Below are 17,978 nucleotides of genomic sequence, written 5' to 3' on the forward strand. Positions count from 1 at the left end.
ATTTTATCCATGAAAAACTATGTAGTTTTTATTTCAGTAATAGTTGCATTCGGGGGGCTTTTGTTTGGTTTCGATACAGGAGTAATTGCTGGTACTTTAATTTTTATACAACCCTATTTTGGACTCTCTGAAGTTGCTTTGGGATGGACGGTAAGCAGTCTGTTGTTTGGATGTGTTTTGGGAGTGTTAATGGCCGGAAAAATTGGCGACAAATACGGTCGTAAGAAAGTATTAATGTTGGCTGCATTTCTATTTTTAATTTCTTCCATAGGCAGCGCAACTTCAAAGATGGTACTGGTTTTTATTTTTTTCCGCATAATCGGTGGAGTTGCAGTTGGTGTCGCTTCTATTCTTTCTCCCATGTATATCGCCGAAGTATCACCAGCAAAATATCGAGGTCGTTTAGTTTCTCTTAATCAGTTGGCGATAGTTAGTGGGATACTGGTGGCATTTTTCACGAACTATTTACTGGTTGATACCGGAATAAATAATTGGCGCTGGATGTTGACCATCGATGCAATCCCTGCGATTATACTTTTTTTCGGACTTTTCTTTGTGCCGGAAAGTCCCAGGTGGCTGGTAGGAATTGGGAAGATAGAAAAGGCGATGGCAGTTTTGCTTAAAACGTCTAAGGATAGCGAAGCCACATTGCGTTTGGAGGAAATCAAACAAACAGTCACTGTAAAGGAACAGGCTTCGTATAGAGATCTTTTGTCTCCGAAAGCAAAACGTATTTTGTGGATTGGAGTGCTTCTGGCAATCTTTCAGCAAATTACAGGTATTAATACGATCATGTACTATGCTCCTAAAATTTTTGCACAGGTTGGACAATCAAATGATTCGGCTTTGTTGCAGACGATTGCTATAGGGGGAACAAACCTTGTGTTTACAGTCGTTGCAATGCTGTTAATCGACCGCCTCGGACGAAAAAAACTAATTCTTTTGGGTTCAGCAGGTATGGCCGTTATGCTAATCAGCCTATCGTTTCTATACTTCCAGAACATTACAACCGGAGCGTTGATATTAGTATTTGTTCTCGGATACATTGCCTTTTTTGCTGCTTCGTTTGGTCCTGCACTGTGGGTTATCGTTTCTGAGATATTTCCAAACAAACTTCGCAGTAAAGGAATGTCAATCACTTTGGTATCATTATGGGCCGCCTGTATTGGAGTAACTATTGTATTCCCGGTTATGCTGGATGTTTTTAGCGGTGCAGCAACCTTCTTAATATTTGGACTGATTTGCATACTTAGTTTTTGGTACGTATGGCGTTTTGTGCCTGAAACAAAAGGGAAAACATTGGAAGAGTTGGAAAAAGAACTAATAAAATAAGTTGGTATGTGGACAATTGCGATTGATCTTGGAGGAACAATTATGAAGCTTGGATTATTGAATGAAACTGGCCTGGTGGCGACCAGTTTTGCTAATGCAGCTTCACTGGATGGATTGGCCAACAATCTGCCGGTTGTTGAAAAGGAAATTAACCTCTTGCTGAAAGAGCAGAATTTATCGACAAAAGATTTGCTGGGAATTGGTTTTTCCTTTCCCGGTTTGGTGGATTCTGCGAGAAACAGGGTTTTGTCAACCAATAAAAAATACGACGATGCCCCTGATCTGGATTTGGTTCAGTGGGCAAATCAAAACTGGGGAGTTCCCTTGTTTCTGGAAAACGATGCCCGGGTTGCGCTTCTTGGAGAGTGGAAACACGGCGCCGGCGCCGGATATGAAAATATGGTAATGGTGACCCTGGGAACAGGAATCGGTTCAGCCGTGCTGATTGAAGGAAAATTGCTGCGGGGAAAACACTTTCAGGCAGGAAATCTGGGCGGACATTTTACGGTGAATCACCGAGGCGGAAAATGCACCTGTGGCAACATCGGGTGTATGGAGTCGGAAGCTTCAACATGGAAACTACCGGAGCTCATCTGCTCAAATTCCAAATTTGAAGCAAGCTTGATGAAAAGTGAGGAATTACTCGATTTTGAGGCCCTTTTTCGAAATGTAGCATTAAAAGACCCGGTAGCAGAAGAGGTACTTGATCATTGTTTCTCGGTATGGTCGTCCGGATTAATTACCATGATTCATGCTTTCGATCCGGAAGTAATAATTCTGAGTGGTGGGATCATGAAAAGTGCCGCCGTCATTCTGCCCGAACTACAAAAGCGGATGAACCAATATGCCTGGACTCCGTGGGGCAATGTGAAACTAATCGAAGCAAAGAGTGTCAATTCTGCCGCTTTATACGGAGCTGATTACCTGGTTCGATCGGCAGTCGAAATTTGAAAAAAACACTGGACAATCACAACATGCAATTCATCAATATTTACTACGACAATAGATGCATAAATTTTAAACGATGGAACGAAAAGATTTTATTAAATATTCAACGCTTGTAACCGGGGCAATGCTCAGTGGAGGTATAAGTACAGCAAGCCGTTTTGCAAAACCTTCAGCCAAAAAAATCGAGCCACTGGCAATAGCCATGTGGGATTTTTCATGGTTGGAGCGGCGATGGGCCGGTGCTGGCTATGAAGATTGGGATCAGGCTCTCGATGAACTGGTTGAGCGAGGTTACAATGCAGTTCGGATTGATGCGTATCCGCATTTAATTGGGGAAGATTCAACAAAAGAATACACGCTTTTACCGGTTTGGAATGTTCAAATGTGGGGAAGTCCGGCTAAAACAAAAGTGAGAGTGCAGCCCTTTCTGAATCAGTTTATTGCAAAATGCCGGGAGCGGAATGTGAAAGTAGGCCTTTCGAGCTGGTATCGTGAAGATGTTGATAGGGTACTCATGAATATTGACGGGCCGGAAAAGATGGCAGAAAACTGGATTAAAACGCTTGACAGTATTGCCAAAGATGGCTTGCTCGATTCGATTTTGTATGTTGATTTATGCAACGAGTGGCCGGGAGATATCTGGTGTCCGTACTTTAAAAACGATCCTCCTGAAAATACCTGGACTTACTGGCACACGGAGAAATCCATCCAATTTATGAAAGAATCCATCGGGTTTGTCCGATCGGCTTACCCGGAACTCCCTTATTGCTATTCATTTACAGGAGGAAAGCCTGAATTATATGCTGAGCGTGATTTATCCTATTTTGATTTTATCGAGCATCATTTGTGGATGGCCCAGTTAAATGATGGTGAATACGACAAAGCTGTTGACTACAATTATGAGCGTTTTTCACCTGTTGGTTATCAAAATCTGGTGGCAAATTACGAGCGGGTATATCATGAACGAAAAAGTTATTGGCAGCAATTACTTACTGATGAGATTCAGTTGGTAGCGAATTCTGCTAAAGCAACAAATCAGCCTCTAATTACCACCGAATGCTGGGGGTTGGTTGATTTTAAAGACTGGCCGTTGTTGAAATGGGACATCATTAAAGAGCTTGGTGAACTGGCAGTAAAAACTGCGGCAAATACAGGACAGTGGGTTGCCATGGCAACCAGCAATTTCTGTGGTCCTCAGTTTGTCGGCATGTGGCGCGATGTTGAATGGCATCAGCGGATGACTAAGATCATCAAAGACGCATCCATTTCAGAAGAGTTAAAAACCAGGAAAATAATAAGCAGACTTTAACCGAATTAGAAGAGTCTTGCAATAGAATATTATTAAAGATGAAAAGATATTTAAACAAGCCCTCAAAGTTCAATAACCTTCCTTTTGTGGAGGTGAAAAATACAAAGTATAAAGTTGAAAACGGCTGGGAAGCTATTTGTTCGCGGTTAAACAAGAAAATTGAAACCTTGACATGCAAGAAAAAACTGGTGGTGATTGAAACCTATCAGGGAGTAATTCACGAGGAGGTGATTTCAAATCTGAAAGTCGGCTTAAAAGCTGACTGGTTTATTCTCGCTGAAGATTATATGCTTGCTGAAGATGAAATCAAAAAACTGGTTTTTCCGGATGTAACCAACGACCGTATTTTTGGGTTCCTGACTCGACTGGGTATTGAACCATTTTTTAATCCTGAAAAAGTAAGAAATCTGCAGAATGATATCGAAAATGCAGGTGAAGAAACAATCGTAATTTATGGAACAGGGGCTGCTCATATTTGCCCAAAACCGGATTTGTTGGTGTATGCCGACATGGCACGCTGGGAAATTCAATTACGAATGCGAAAACATTTGGTTGACAATATTGGCGTGAAAAATCGCAATATCCCCGATTGGATGCTATTGTACAAACAGGGCTTTTTTGTGGATTGGCGCGTGTGCGACCGTCTGAAAAAGAGATTATTTGACAAATGGGACTTTGTTTTGGATACCAACAAACAAGGGCACCCGAAACTGGTTGAAGGCAAAGGCATTTTGGAAGGATTGGAGCTGGCTTCGAACCGTCCCTTTAGTGTCGTGCCGTTTTTTGATCCGGGACCATGGGGCGGCCAATGGATGAAAGAGGTCTGCAATCTTGATCCGGAACCTCAAAATTATGCATGGTGCTTCAACTGTGTACCTGAAGAAAATAGCCTGTTATTAAAATTTGGGGGAGATATTATTGAAATTCCATCCATCAACCTGGTATTTCGTCATCCTAAAAACCTAATGGGTGAAGCGGTGCACGGCCGTTTTGGTGATGAATTCCCGATCCGCTATGACTTTTTAGATACCATGCAAGGTGGACATTTGAGCTTACAGGTTCACCCGCTTACAGAATACATTCAGGAAAAATTTGGCATGCATTATACACAGGACGAAAGTTACTACATGATGGATGTAGAAGAAGATGCCATTGTTTATCTGGGCTTAAAAGAAGGTGTTAATCCTAAAGCAATGTTGAGTGATCTGGAAGTAGCTCAGGAAGGTGGTGCTGTATTCGACGCAGAAAAACACATACAGACCTGGCCCATGAAAAAGCACGATCATGTATTGATTCCTGCCGGAACAGTTCATTGTTCAGGAAAAGGAAGTATGGTACTTGAAATTAGTGCAACTCCGTATATTTTCACCTTTAAACTTTGGGATTGGGGAAGACTTGGAATGGATGGAAAACCACGGCCAATTAACATTGAGCATGGGAAAAATGTGATTCAGTGGGACAGAACAACCGAATGGACGCAAAACAACCTGGTCAATCAAATTGAAAAGGTTGCTGAAGGTGATGGTTGGGTTGAAGAACGCACAGGGTTACATGAACGTGAATTCATTGAAACACACCGGCATTGGTTTACTGAAAAAACCGAACACCACACAAATGGGGGTGTTCATGTGATTTGTCTGGTTGAGGGAGATGAAGTGATTGTGGAAAGTCCAACTGATGCATTTGAACCCTTTGTCGTGAATTATGCCGAAGTTTTTGTTGTACCGGCAAAAGTTGGAGCATATACCATTCGTCCATATGGTTCAGAAGTTGGTCAGAAATGCGCAACATTAAAAGCTTTTGTAAGAGTCTAATTTTGAATGCTTCGTCCGGTGGCTTTTGGTCACCGGACAATGAAAAATACAGAACAATGAAATTTAATCCAGGATTTGAGATAAAACCAACTATAAACCCAATGGGGTTTGAATATGGAGAAAGTGTTTTTGGACCAAAGGTTGAAAATCGTACGCTAGATGCTATTCGGAAAAGTTTGCGTGATCCAAACTGCAGTGGCCCGGAGATTGTTTATTCTATAGCTATGGATGTGGGCAAAAAAGAGCACTTACGCCTATTTGAGAAGCTTCATTTATTATTTGGAGTAGTTACTTATGCAGCTGGTAGGTTAGGTGAAGAACCGATTCGGAGTCAAGGTCATATCCACAAAATTTCGCCACATTCTAACTGGTCAACACCTGAAGTATATGAAATATGGAGCGGAAAAGCTATCATTTATATGCAGGAAACTGCTAATGATAATCCCGGACGCTGTTTTGCTGTGGTAGCCAACCCTGGCGACGTGGTGATTGTTCCACCATATTGGGCGCATGCCACTATCAGTGCCGACCCGAACCAACCACTGACTTTTGGTGCCTGGTGCGACCGCGAATATGGTTTTGAATATGACGACGTTCGCGCGCATAAAGGTTTAGCCTGGTTCCCTATACTAACTCCGGGCGGTAAGATAGAATGGCAGAAAAATAAGAATTATGCAGACTGTGAATTGATTATCAAAAGCCCGGAAATATATCGCCAACTTAAAATAACCCCGGAAAAATCTATTTATAACCAATTTGAAGAAGATAAATTCCGGTTTATGTTTGTGCCATATCCTGCCTTACAAAAAGAAGTTTGGAAAGGATTTATCCCGTAAATTCTTAAACTTTACTTGCCGATACAGAAATTTTTAAAGATATGTCCAAGGATTTCATCGGACGATATTTCACCGGTTATTTCCCCCAGGTAGTGAAGGCACTCGCGGATATCTTGTGCAAGAAAGTCTCCTGAAATGTTGGTTTTAAGACCATCAATTACCCGAAGAACTGCTTCGTGAGCGTGTTTTAATGCCTCGTAGTGTCGAAGGTTGGAAACAATTACATCATCATTTTCAAGTGTGCCAACACCAGCGTCTTCTTTCAATAAATCAATCAGGCTTTCGATATTTTGTCCCAGCTTAGCAGAAATGAAAGCAATGTCTTCGTTATCTGCTAACTGAATGTCTCCAAGTAATTCATTAATTTTTTCCCGACCACCTGCATCAGCCTTATTGCCTACTATTATCAATTTTTGTGAAGAAATACGCTCCCTTATTTTTTCAAGTCGCTGAGTCATGAGGGAAACAGGATTTGTTAGATCTAAAACCAAGAGAACAATTGAAGCCTGTTCTAATTTGCTGTAGGTTCGTTCAATTCCGATTGTTTCAATTTTATCAGTAGTCTCGCGGATTCCTGCAGTATCAAAAAAACGAAAAGCTGTTCCGTCAATGTTTATCACGTCTTCAATCACATCGCGTGTAGTACCATGGATTTCTGAAACAATAGCTTTTTCCTCATTTAAAAGTGCATTAAGTAAGGTGGACTTTCCAACATTTGTTTCACCAACAATAGCAACAGGTACACCGTTTTTTAAGGCATTTCCTAATTGAAACGAATTAGCCAGCTTGCCGATCAATTCCTCAATTTCATTGGTTAGTTTCACGAGTTGTCCTCTATCTGCAAATTCTACATCCTCTTCGCTGAAGTCAAGTTCCAATTCAATCATCGCTATAAAATGTAACAGCTGCCCACGCAAATTACTTATCTCTCTTGAAAAGCCTCCACGCATCTGGTTTAGAGCCATTTTGTGAGCTGACGCAGTGTTTGAAGCGATCAAATCAGCAACAGCTTCCGCTTGAGATAAATCCATCTTGCCATTCAAAAAAGCACGTTGGGTAAACTCCCCAGGTTTTGCCATTCTGGCACCGTTCTTCATTAATACTTCCAATATTCGCTGTTGAATAAAAGTAGCACCATGGCATCCAATCTCGACGATATATTCACCAGTAAAAGAGTGGGGGGCTTTGAAAAGACTAATCAATACTTCATCAATAATTTCATCACCGTCTACAATCTCTCCAAAATGAACACTGTTTGCTGACTGGTCAGATAACTTTTTTCCAGACTTTTTAGATTTGAAAACAACGTCGGCGATTTCAATCGCTTTTTCACCGGATAAACGTAAAGTTGCAATTGCCCCCATTCCCGGAGCAGTTGCAATGGCACATATGGTAGATTGATCAAGCATGCTGCAAAAGTAAGGAATTATCCAGAATCATCGTATAAACTGTAAATCTTCGCTGTTCAACTTTTCAAAACATTTCACTGATAAAGACGATTTTTTTAGTTCAGTTTGTAAAAAGTGACTTCATTTAATAAATTCTGACTGTTAAATTATAACAAGGGGTTCAATCTTTTTATATTTGTCAAGTTTTTTGGATACTCAGTAGGAAGTTTCCATTTTAATCTGATTAAATCAAATCTTTTAAATACTAAATGATGAAGCTATTAGAAGGAAAAACAGCCATTGTAACCGGGGCTTCCCGTGGAATTGGCAAAGCAATAGCATTGAAATTTGCAGAAGAAGGATGTAATATTGCTTTCACTGATCTTTTTGAAGATGAGAATATGAAAGCTACCGAAGCAGAATTAGCTGCTATGGGTGTAAAGGCTAAAGGTTATGCCTCAAATGCTGCAAATTTTGAAGAAACTGATAAAGTGGTTAATGAAATTGCTAAAGAATTTGGTAGCATTGATGTATTGGTAAACAATGCCGGTATTACCAAAGATACTTTATTAATGCGTATGACCGAAGATCAGTGGGATGCAGTAATCAACGTAAACCTGAAATCTGTATTCAACTTCACAAAAGCTGCTCAGCGTACCATGTTAAAGCAACGTTCTGGTTCTATTGTTAACCTAAGTTCTGTTGTTGGTGTTAGCGGAAATGCTGGACAATCTAACTACTCTGCGTCAAAAGCTGGTATTATTGGATTCACTAAATCTGTTGCAAAAGAACTTGGTTCACGTGGTATCCGAAGCAATGCAATTGCACCAGGATTTATTATTACTGAAATGACTGGTCAAATTCCGGAAGAAGCACGAAAAACATGGGAGGCTTCTATTCCACTAAAACGTGGTGGAACACCAGAAGAGGTTGCGAAGACCGCATTATACCTTGCTTCTGACTTATCAAGCTATGTTAGCGGACAGGTTATTAATGTATGTGGTGCAATGAATACCTAGAATTTTCCGATCACAAAATAATTCAGCCGTCTCTAATTTAGGGGCGGCTTTTTGCTAAAAATCGTTCTCTAATTAACCAGATATGACCACCTTATTTGTTGGATTATCAACTCTCGATATTCAGTATTTTACAGATGTATTTCCATCGTCAAATGAAAAAGTAAAGACAAATGAGCCCTTGCTTCTTGTTGGAGGTCCTGCAACTAATGCGTCTGTTGCATATTCATTTTTAGGAGGTCAATCAACTTTAGTAAGTGGAGTTGGAAACAGCCCATTTCGAAAACTTTTTACTGACGATTTTGAGCAAAATAGAATCGAGCATATTGATTTATATACAGATAGCGAACAGTTGCCTGTTTTAGCTTCAGTTATTACCTCAAAATCGAATGGTGACAGGAATATTTTTACTTATAATCCATCTGATAAGGTAACGGTCGATGTTCCATCCTTATTTAATAAATTCAATCCGAAATTAGTGCATATTGATGGATTCTATCCTGAAGTGGCAGAACAAGTATGCATTGAGGCAAAAAAGAGAAATGTTCCGATTGTTTTTGACGGCGGAAGTTGGAAACCACACTTGAATAATCTTCTAAAATATGTTGATTACGCTATTTGTTCTGCGAATTTTCACCCTCCAAAATGCACTTCGCCAAATGATGTATTTCTGTATTTAGATAGGGAAGGAGTATCCTTTCCCGTAATTACACAAGGCGAAAAATCTATCTTGTATCTGCATGAAGGAAATATACGCGAAGTGCCCGTCAATAATATAGATCCGGAAGACACACTTGGCGCCGGAGATTTCTTTCATGGAGCATTCTGTCACTATATTCTGCAACAAATCTCGATGAAATCTGCATTGGAAAAAGCGGCTGCATTGGCTACCAAAACTTGTCAATATATTGGAACGAGAGAATGGTTAATTAAAGAGTCAAAAAAATCTTTCCTTTGAAATTCATTTTTCATAACTTGTAATAGGTTGTTTGGAGGAAAATCTTTATGAAGAAACATAGTATTGCTTTTCGATTGAGCTTGTATGTTTTGCTTACAGTATTTGTTGTAATTGGAATAGTCAATTATCTAAATTATGACTTTGGGAAGAAAGTCTTGATGCAAAATATTACTGAAGCAGCAACAAATCAATCAGGACTTATAATTAATCAAATTGCCAGGAATGTAATAACAACTCAGGAAATCAGTAAAAACGTGGTTTCTCAAGCGCCTTATTATTATATGCATGGAGATCTCGATCTGTTTTTAGAAGAAGTGATAAAAGACAACGAGATTCTTTATGCAATGCATGGTGAAATTGAAATGCCAGGTTACAATCATCACAGTGTGAGTGTCATTCGTAAGAATAATGAAGCGGTTTTATTAAAAGACACATCTGAACTTTGTTTAAAGAATCGATTTCCTGATATAGTCAAAAATATTATTGGTAAAAAGGCAGGAGAGTGGTCTGATCCATTCTATTGTGAAGATGATGATAATACCTTGTTAATCTCATATATTCAGTCTATTACAAATTATGAAGGTAGAAATATTGGGGCGTTGATAAGTGAGATAAATCTTGATTTCCTAAACAAAATTGTTTCAGGAATAAAAATTCAGGAAAGTGGATTCACTTTTATCGTATCGAAAGATGGAACCTATTTGACGCATCCAAAGAAGGATTGGATCATGAATCGAAATATATTTGAAGTCTCTAAAAAGATTTTTCCCAATGATCCGGAATTTTACCGAAAAAAATTAGAACAAGAAGGTTCAATTAACGGATTTGCATACCCTGAATTACTGAATTACCAAAAAGCCTGGTTTTATGTGACGAATATTCCTTATACCGATTGGTTGGTATTTACAGTCGTTCCGACCAAGGAATTGTTTAAGGATTTAACGCTGGTTTTTAGGAAAATAGTGACTGTTTCAATTGTTGGATTACTAATCATTTTTTTGATTATTATTCTGCTTTTTAAACAATTATTATCACCTCTCATGCAAGTAATCCGATCGTTACAACAGTATGGTTCAGGAAAGAAACCCCATAGCAATCGGAGGAATGAACTGGAGTTGCTAAATGAGAGTCTGGAAGAACTTCAGAAGCAATATAGCGCCTACTTGAAGGAACAATCGCAAAGTAGAAAAGACCGTCGGAAATACGAGCGCGATATAAAATCTGCTAAAGAAATACAAACAACCATCGTTCCTGAATCTGATCCGGAATTCCCGGAAAGTAAAAGAATTGATTTATATGCGGAATTACACCCTGCTGAAAGCATTGGTGGAGATTTGTATGATTACTTTTTTATTGATCGGAAACACTTCTTATTCACCATAGGAGATGTTTCGGGGAAAGGTATTCCTGCGGCACTTTTCATGGCGGTTGCTCACACTCTAATAAAAAGTAAAGCAACTATTTTATCTGCCAGCAATATTGTTGAAAATGTTAATAAGGAACTTAGTAAACAGAATAACAGTCAAAATTTTCTTACACTTTTTCTGGGAATTTTAGATATTGAAAGTGGTGTGTTGAGTTATTGTAATGCAGCGCACAATTATCCTTTTATCATTCGAGACGAAAAATCAGCAGAATTATTGGATAAAACACATGGACTGCCGGTTGGGCTTTATCCAAATAAAACATACAAAGGGGATTCAGTTGTTTTAAATCCGGGAGACAGTATTCTAATTTATACTGATGGCGTTATTGATTGTAAAGATGCCCAGGATCAATTCTATGGAACAGATCGCTTGGCCGAAAACGTAAATAACTTAACGGAATTATACCCAAAAGAACTTGTCAAACGAATTTTAAAAAGTCTTTGGTTATTTAAGGGGGAAACTAAGCAAGCTGACGATATTAGTTTAATGGCTATCCGTTTTTTAGGTAAAAAGTAATGCTGTACTTAAACAATTAGCTACTGTGTTGTTCTATTTAGTAAACACAAAAATTTTATATGGATATTTTAATTAAAACAGGGATCACCATTGGGGGGATATTATTCGGTATTTTGCTGGGATATTTAATCGTATCTTATTTAAAAAGACTTGTGAGAAACCGTTATCCTGGCAAGGTTTGGATTAAATTTGTAGGACTGGTTAGCACACCCCTCATTTTTTTATTCATTGTTATTGCGTCCACGGTATTTTATCCACTGACACAATTTGGCGAAGATTTATTAATAGATATGAATATTTTCGCCACTATCTTTATTAATATTTCAATATCATGGTTAATAATAAATGCAATACGCGGAATAAAAATAATCGTATTAGATAAATATGATCTTGGGTCAAAAGATAATCTCAAAGCGCGAAAAATACACACTCAGTTATTGGTTCTGGAAAGGATATTGATAACCATTATTTTGATACTTGCATTTGCAATAACACTGATGGCTTTTCCCGGAATAAGAAAAGTGGGAATGAGCTTATTGGCAAGTGCTGGTATTGCCGGTTTGATTATTGGTTTTGCTGCTCAAAAAAGTATTTCATTATTTCTGGCAGGCTTTCAAATAGCCATTACGCAGCCAATTAGGCTTGATGATGTAGTTATAGTAGAAGGGGAGTGGGGATGGATTGAAGAAATAACGCTAACCTATGTTGTTGTTCGAATATGGGATAAAAGAAGATTAATTGTACCAGTGAATTATTTTATTGAAAAGCCTTTTCAGAATTGGACCAGAACTTCAGCGGAGATTCTCGGAACAGTATTCGTTTATGTTGATTATGGCTTTCCGATAGATAAAATGCGCACCGAGTTGACCAATATTTTGAATCGTACTGATAAGTGGGATGGAAAAGTAAATGTTTTGCAAGTAACCAATACAACCGATAAGACCATGGAAGTTAGGGCATTAGTCAGCTCTGCTGATTCTCCATCTGCATGGGATTTGCGGGTATTTGTTCGGGAAGAGTTAATTCGGTTTATCCAGGAAAAATATCCTCAATATTTACCAAAATCCAGAGTTTTAATTCCGGATGAGAAGCAATAAAAAATCCGGTCAGCTTGACCGGATTTTTCTATGTTGTTTTCTTTGTCGCTAAAATCTTTATTTTGATTTTTTCATTCTTCTTGTCAAATCCGATGGAAATGGTATCACCCTCCGAAATAGAAGCTCTGATAATTACTTCTGCCATCTCGTCTTCCAGATACTTTTGAATGGCTCTTTTTAATGGACGGGCGCCATATTGAGAATCATATCCTTTTTCTGCGATAAAATCTTTTGCAGCCTTGGATATTTTAAGCTTATAATCAAGTGATTCAACTCGCTGATATAATCCTTTCAATTCAATATCAATGATTTCAGAGATATCATCTTTAGAAAGTGTATTGAACATGACTACATCATCAATCCTGTTCAAAAATTCAGGAGCAAATGCACGTTTCAGTGCTTTCTGAACAATGTATTTAGCATGATCACTTTCATCTTCTGCTGTTTTTTGTGTCGTAAAACCAACTCCACGTCCAAAATCCTTCAATTGTCTTGATCCGATATTGGATGTCATGATGATGATTGTGTTTTTGAAATCAACACTTCGGCCGAGACTATCCGTCAATCTTCCTTCATCTAACACTTGCAAGAGTAAATGAAATACATCAGGATGCGCTTTTTCTATCTCATCCAATAAAACAACAGCATATGGTTTTCTGCGAACTTTTTCTGTCAGCTGACCACCTTCTTCATATCCAACATATCCGGGAGGTGCACCAACCAATCGCGACACAGAGAATTTCTCCATATATTCACTCATATCAATACGAATGAGAGAGTCAATGCTATCAAATAAATATTTTGCTAAAACCTTGGCTAATTGAGTTTTTCCAACACCGGTAGGTCCAAGAAATACAAATGAACCAATGGGTTTGTTTGGATCTTTCAAGCCAGCTCTGTTTCGTTGAATTGCTTTTACAATTTTAGCAATAGCATCATCTTGGCCAACAACACTGCCTTTCAGCTCTTTGCCCATGTTCATCAATCGCTTGCCTTCAGCCTGCGCAATTCGCTGAATTGGTACGCCTGACATCATGGCAACAACTTCTGCCACTTTTTCTTCAGAAACGATTTCTCGATGATTGATCAGTTCTTTTTCCCATGCTTCTTTTTCCTGATCAAGCAATTGAAGCAAGTTTTTCTCCTTGTCCCTAAAGCTGGCAGCCACTTCAAAGTTCTGACTTTTTACAGCTTTAATCTTCTCCTCGCGAGTTCCTTCAATCTTTTCTTCCAACTTAACAATCTTATCAGGTACATTAATATTGGAGATGTGAACTCTTGAGCCAGATTCATCTAACGCATCAATAGCCTTGTCTGGTAAATATCTATCGGTGATGTATCTTGAAGTGAGCTTCACACAAGCTTCAATAGCCTCGTCAGTATAAGTGACATTGTGATGCTCCTCATATCGTTCCTTAATATTGTGCAGAATTTCAACAGTTTCATCCATTGAAGTTGGTTCGACCATCACTTTCTGAAAACGTCTTTCCAGAGCACCATCTTTTTCAATGTGCTGACGATATTCATCCAGAGTAGTGGCTCCAATACATTGAATTTCACCTCTTGCCAATGCTGGTTTCAACATGTTTGCAGCATCCAAGGATCCAGTTGCACCACCTGCACCAACAATTGTGTGAATCTCATCAATAAATAGGATGACATTTGTAACTTTTGCCAATTCGTTTAAGATTGCTTTCATGCGCTCTTCAAACTGTCCGCGATACTTTGTACCTGCTACTATTGAAGCAATATCAAGACTCACTACACGCTTGTCAAACAACACGCGAGATACCTTTTTTTGTATAATGCGAATAGCCAATCCTTCTGCAATTGCTGACTTACCAACACCGGGTTCACCAATAAGTATCGGATTATTTTTCTTTCTTCTGGAAAGAATTTGCGCTAATCGCTCAATTTCGCGCTCACGTCCAACAATAGGATCCAGATTATTATCTTCTGCTGCACGAGTGATGTCAATTCCAAAATTATCCAGTACAGGAGTTTCAGATTTTGGATTATTGCTTTTTTTAGACGTCGATCCAGAGGAAGGAGGTTTTGAAAATGCATCATCAGCATCATCATCATCTTCTCCAAAATCCGATCTGGATTCAGGTTGTTTATAGTCCTCAAGTCGAGACTTTAGAATATAATAATTGATGTGAAATTCATTTAATAAATTGGCGATTTTGCTTTCCTTATCTTTCAATATTGCTAACAATAAATGACCAGTATTGATTGTTGAACTGTTAAATGCCCGGGCTTCCAGGTATACTAACTTTAATGCCTTTTCGGCTGATTTTAAGAGCTGTACAGAAGCTTGTGGGTCAATTTCATTTTCTGTTCGTAAGCTATCTTCAATAACTTCCTTTATTTCAATAAGATTAACCCCAAGATTGGTAAGAATATCAATTGCTATCCCTTCTCCATCTCTCAAAATCCCCAAAAAGATATGCTCAGTCCCAATCTGATCATTGCCTAACCGAATAGCCTCCTCCCGGCTATAGGTAAGAACATCTTTTATTCTTGGTGAAAATTGAGAATCCATAATTAATAAAATATAGTATCGTTTAAATTACCATCTTAAACAAAAACCATTCCTAAAAGTTGATGTGTCAGATGTGCTATAAATATAGCTTATAAGATCTAAAATTACATATTATTTGATAACAGTTTTATTTAATTTGTTGATTTTTTGAACATTGACCTGTTAAAATCTTATAAAATAACATCAACTAAAAACCGCATATTATAACCGGTTTAATTAGTATTTTTGTATTTTTGTGACTTTAATTTTCAAATCTAAACAAGCTTGAAAAGGAGGAATAAATGTCTGAAGGCGAAAAGATAATAAAAATCAATATTGAAGAACAAATGAAGTCTGCCTACATCGATTATTCGATGTCGGTTATCGTCTCAAGAGCATTACCTGATGTGAGGGATGGATTCAAACCTGTTCACCGCCGTGTTTTGTACGGTATGAATGAACTTGGAGTGTTTTCAAATCGTCCCTACAAAAAATCTGCTCGTATAGTTGGTGAGGTTCTTGGTAAATATCACCCACATGGTGATTCATCAGTATATTTTACGATGGTGCGGATGGCCCAGGAATGGTCCCTGCGATATCCATTGGTAGACGGACAAGGAAACTACGGTTCAATTGATGGCGACAGTCCCGCTGCAATGCGTTATACAGAAGCACGCCTTGCAAAAATCGCAGAGGTAACTCTTACTGATCTTGACAAAAATACAGTTGATTTTCAGCCGAATTTTGATGAGTCGTTAAACGAACCTACTGTTCTTCCAACAAGAATTCCTAACCTTTTGGTGAATGGTGCGTCTGGTATCGCAGTTGGTATGGCGACGAATATGCCACCTCACAACTTATCAGACACGATTGATGCAATCGTTGCATACATTGATAATAGGGAAATTGAAATAACTGAGCTTATTCCAATCATCAAAGCACCCGATTTTCCTACTGGTGGAATTATTTATGGTTACAAAGGAGTTGAAGAGGCATTTGAAACTGGCCGTGGACGGATTGTTATTCGTGGAAAAGCTCATATTGAAACAACTTCAACCGGCCGTGAAAAGATAATTATTACCGAAATTCCATACTTGGTTAACAAGGCTGAATTGATAATGAAAACAGCTGAGTTAGTCAATGAGAAAAAGATTGAAGGTATCAGTAATGTCAATGATGAATCGGACAGAGATGGAATGCGCATCGTTATTGACATTAAGAAAGATGAAATTTCGAATGTTGTCTTAAATAAATTGTACAAATACACACAGCTTCAAACCAGCTTTAGTGTAAACAATATTGCCCTTGTTAAAGGTCGTCCAAGAATGTTGAACCTGAAGGATCTGATTCACTATTTTGTTGATCATCGTCACGAAGTAGTTGTTCGACGCACTCAATACGAATTGGACCAAGCTGAAAAAAGAGCACACATTTTGCAAGGTTTAATTATTGCAAGTGACAACATTGATGAAGTAATTGCTATTATTCGCGGATCAATGAATCCGGATGAAGCTCGTGAAAAATTGATCCAACGTTTTGAGTTGTCTGAAATTCAGGCAAGAGCAATTGTTGAAATGAGACTTCGTCAGCTTACTGGTCTTGAGCAAGATAAGCTAAGAGCTGAATATGAGGAAATAATGAACTTCATTGAGGAGTGTAAAGCAATTCTTGCAAGCGAAGAATTGCGAATGAATATCATCAAGGACGAACTGCTTGAAGTAAAAGAAAAATTTGGAGACGAACGCAAAACGGAGATTGTTCCGAATGCGGAAGAATTCAATCCTGAAGATTTCTATGCTGATGAAGAGATGGTAATTACTATTTCTCATTTAGGATACATTAAACGTACACCGCTTACAGAATTTAAAACTCAAGGTAGGGGAGGCGTTGGTTCTAAAGGAAGTACAACTCGTGATGAAGACTTTCTGGAGCACATGTTTATTGCAACCATGCACAATACCTTATTACTATTTACTGAAAAAGGTAGATGTTTTTGGTTAAAAGTGTATCAAATACCAGAAGGAAGTAAAACTTCGAAAGGCCGAGCTATTCAGAACTTGTTGAATATTGAGCAAGATGATAAAGTGTTGGCTTACAACAAAGTGAAAAAATTAGATGATGAGGAATACATCAACAATAACTTTATCATTTTATGTACTAAGAAAGGTATCATAAAGAAAACGTCTCTTGAAGCGTATTCACGTCCGCGTCAAAATGGTGTAAATGCGATTACGATTCGTGAAGGAGACCAATTACTGGAAGCTCGCTTAACAGATGGAACTGAGGATATCATGATCGCAGTTAAATCGGGAAAAGCTATCCGATTCAATGAAAGTATTGTACGTGCTATCGGAAGAACAGCGTCTGGAGTGAGGGGCATAACCCTTGGAAATGAGAACGATGAAGTAGTTGGCATGATATGTGTGAAAGAAGAGTCTGAAGACGTTCTTGTTGTTTCCGAAAATGGATATGGTAAACGTTCAAGCATTGAAGATTATCGTATTACAAACCGAGGCGGAAAAGGTGTTAAAACCATAAACATTACTGAAAAGACTGGTAGGTTGATAGCAATTAAGAGTGTTAGTGATGATAATGATTTAATGATCATCACACATAATGGACTAACAATCAGACAGCCAATTTCAGGTTTAAGAGTTATGGGACGTGCCGCTCAAGGTGTGAGATTAATCAACTTGAAAACTGATGATAAGATTGCTTCTGTTGCCAGAGTTCAAATAGAAAATGAGGATACTGTAGAAGAAACAGGTACACCTGAGGAAACTGGAAATGAATAGGTAAGCTATCTCAAATTT

Annotated in this window: 12 protein-coding genes; 10 read left to right on the forward strand and 2 right to left on the reverse strand. The window is 38.5% G+C overall.

Features of this window, described 5'->3' with window-relative positions:
• Positions 1-9 precede the first annotated feature (9 nt).
• The 5 genes from ACUNWD_RS02300 (at position 10) to ACUNWD_RS02320 (ending at position 6,239) form a co-directional block, all read left to right on the forward strand.
• Positions 10-1,332, forward strand: a complete 1,323-nt coding sequence (locus ACUNWD_RS02300; RefSeq protein WP_445586143.1) for a sugar porter family MFS transporter — start codon at positions 10-12, stop codon at positions 1,330-1,332.
• A 6-nt stretch (positions 1,333-1,338) separates the two neighbouring features.
• The gene (locus tag ACUNWD_RS02305; protein ID WP_445586144.1) at positions 1,339-2,283 is read left to right on the forward strand and encodes an ROK family protein; all 945 of its coding nucleotides are present in this window, start codon (positions 1,339-1,341) and stop codon (positions 2,281-2,283) included.
• Between the two features lie 73 nt (positions 2,284-2,356).
• Positions 2,357-3,589, forward strand: coding sequence for a cellulase-like family protein (locus ACUNWD_RS02310; RefSeq protein ID WP_445586145.1), 1,233 nt, complete (start codon positions 2,357-2,359; stop codon positions 3,587-3,589).
• 38 nt (positions 3,590-3,627) lie between these two features.
• Positions 3,628-5,403: a class I mannose-6-phosphate isomerase gene (locus tag ACUNWD_RS02315; protein WP_445586146.1), complete on the forward strand. Its 1,776-nt coding sequence runs from the start codon at positions 3,628-3,630 to the stop codon at positions 5,401-5,403.
• A gap of 56 nt (positions 5,404-5,459) precedes the next feature.
• Positions 5,460-6,239, forward strand: coding sequence for a glucose-6-phosphate isomerase family protein (locus tag ACUNWD_RS02320; RefSeq protein ID WP_445586147.1), 780 nt, complete (start codon positions 5,460-5,462; stop codon positions 6,237-6,239).
• A gap of 11 nt (positions 6,240-6,250) precedes the next feature.
• Here the strand turns inward: ACUNWD_RS02320 and mnmE are convergent, their stop codons facing one another.
• Positions 6,251-7,648 (reverse strand): tRNA uridine-5-carboxymethylaminomethyl(34) synthesis GTPase MnmE, encoded by a 1,398-nt coding sequence (gene mnmE, locus ACUNWD_RS02325; RefSeq protein WP_445586148.1) that lies wholly within the window; start codon positions 7,646-7,648, stop codon positions 6,251-6,253.
• Between the two features lie 248 nt (positions 7,649-7,896).
• Between mnmE and fabG the strand changes: the two genes are divergently transcribed.
• From fabG to ACUNWD_RS02345, 4 genes are all read left to right on the forward strand, one after another.
• Entirely contained in the window at positions 7,897-8,646 is a 750-nt protein-coding gene (fabG, locus tag ACUNWD_RS02330) for a 3-oxoacyl-[acyl-carrier-protein] reductase (protein ID WP_445586149.1), read from the forward strand.
• Between the two features lie 82 nt (positions 8,647-8,728).
• Entirely contained in the window at positions 8,729-9,601 is an 873-nt protein-coding gene (locus ACUNWD_RS02335) for a PfkB family carbohydrate kinase (protein ID WP_445586150.1), read from the forward strand.
• A gap of 47 nt (positions 9,602-9,648) precedes the next feature.
• Positions 9,649-11,544 (forward strand): SpoIIE family protein phosphatase, encoded by a 1,896-nt coding sequence (locus ACUNWD_RS02340; protein WP_445586151.1) that lies wholly within the window; start codon positions 9,649-9,651, stop codon positions 11,542-11,544.
• 59 nt (positions 11,545-11,603) lie between these two features.
• Positions 11,604-12,641, forward strand: coding sequence for a mechanosensitive ion channel family protein (locus ACUNWD_RS02345; RefSeq protein WP_445586152.1), 1,038 nt, complete (start codon positions 11,604-11,606; stop codon positions 12,639-12,641).
• A gap of 28 nt (positions 12,642-12,669) precedes the next feature.
• Here ACUNWD_RS02345 and ACUNWD_RS02350 read toward each other — a convergent pair whose 3' ends face one another.
• A complete protein-coding gene (locus tag ACUNWD_RS02350; protein WP_445586153.1) occupies positions 12,670-15,186 on the reverse strand; it encodes an ATP-dependent Clp protease ATP-binding subunit in 2,517 nt (838 codons plus the stop codon).
• Positions 15,187-15,467: 281 nt separating this feature from the next.
• On the opposite strand from ACUNWD_RS02350, the gene gyrA reads away from it, so the two are divergent.
• Positions 15,468-17,960, forward strand: a complete 2,493-nt coding sequence (gene gyrA / locus ACUNWD_RS02355) for a DNA gyrase subunit A (protein WP_445586154.1) — start codon at positions 15,468-15,470, stop codon at positions 17,958-17,960.
• The last annotated feature ends 18 nt before the right edge of the window (positions 17,961-17,978 follow it).

The sequence above is a fragment of the Sunxiuqinia sp. A32 genome, assembly GCF_052690465.1.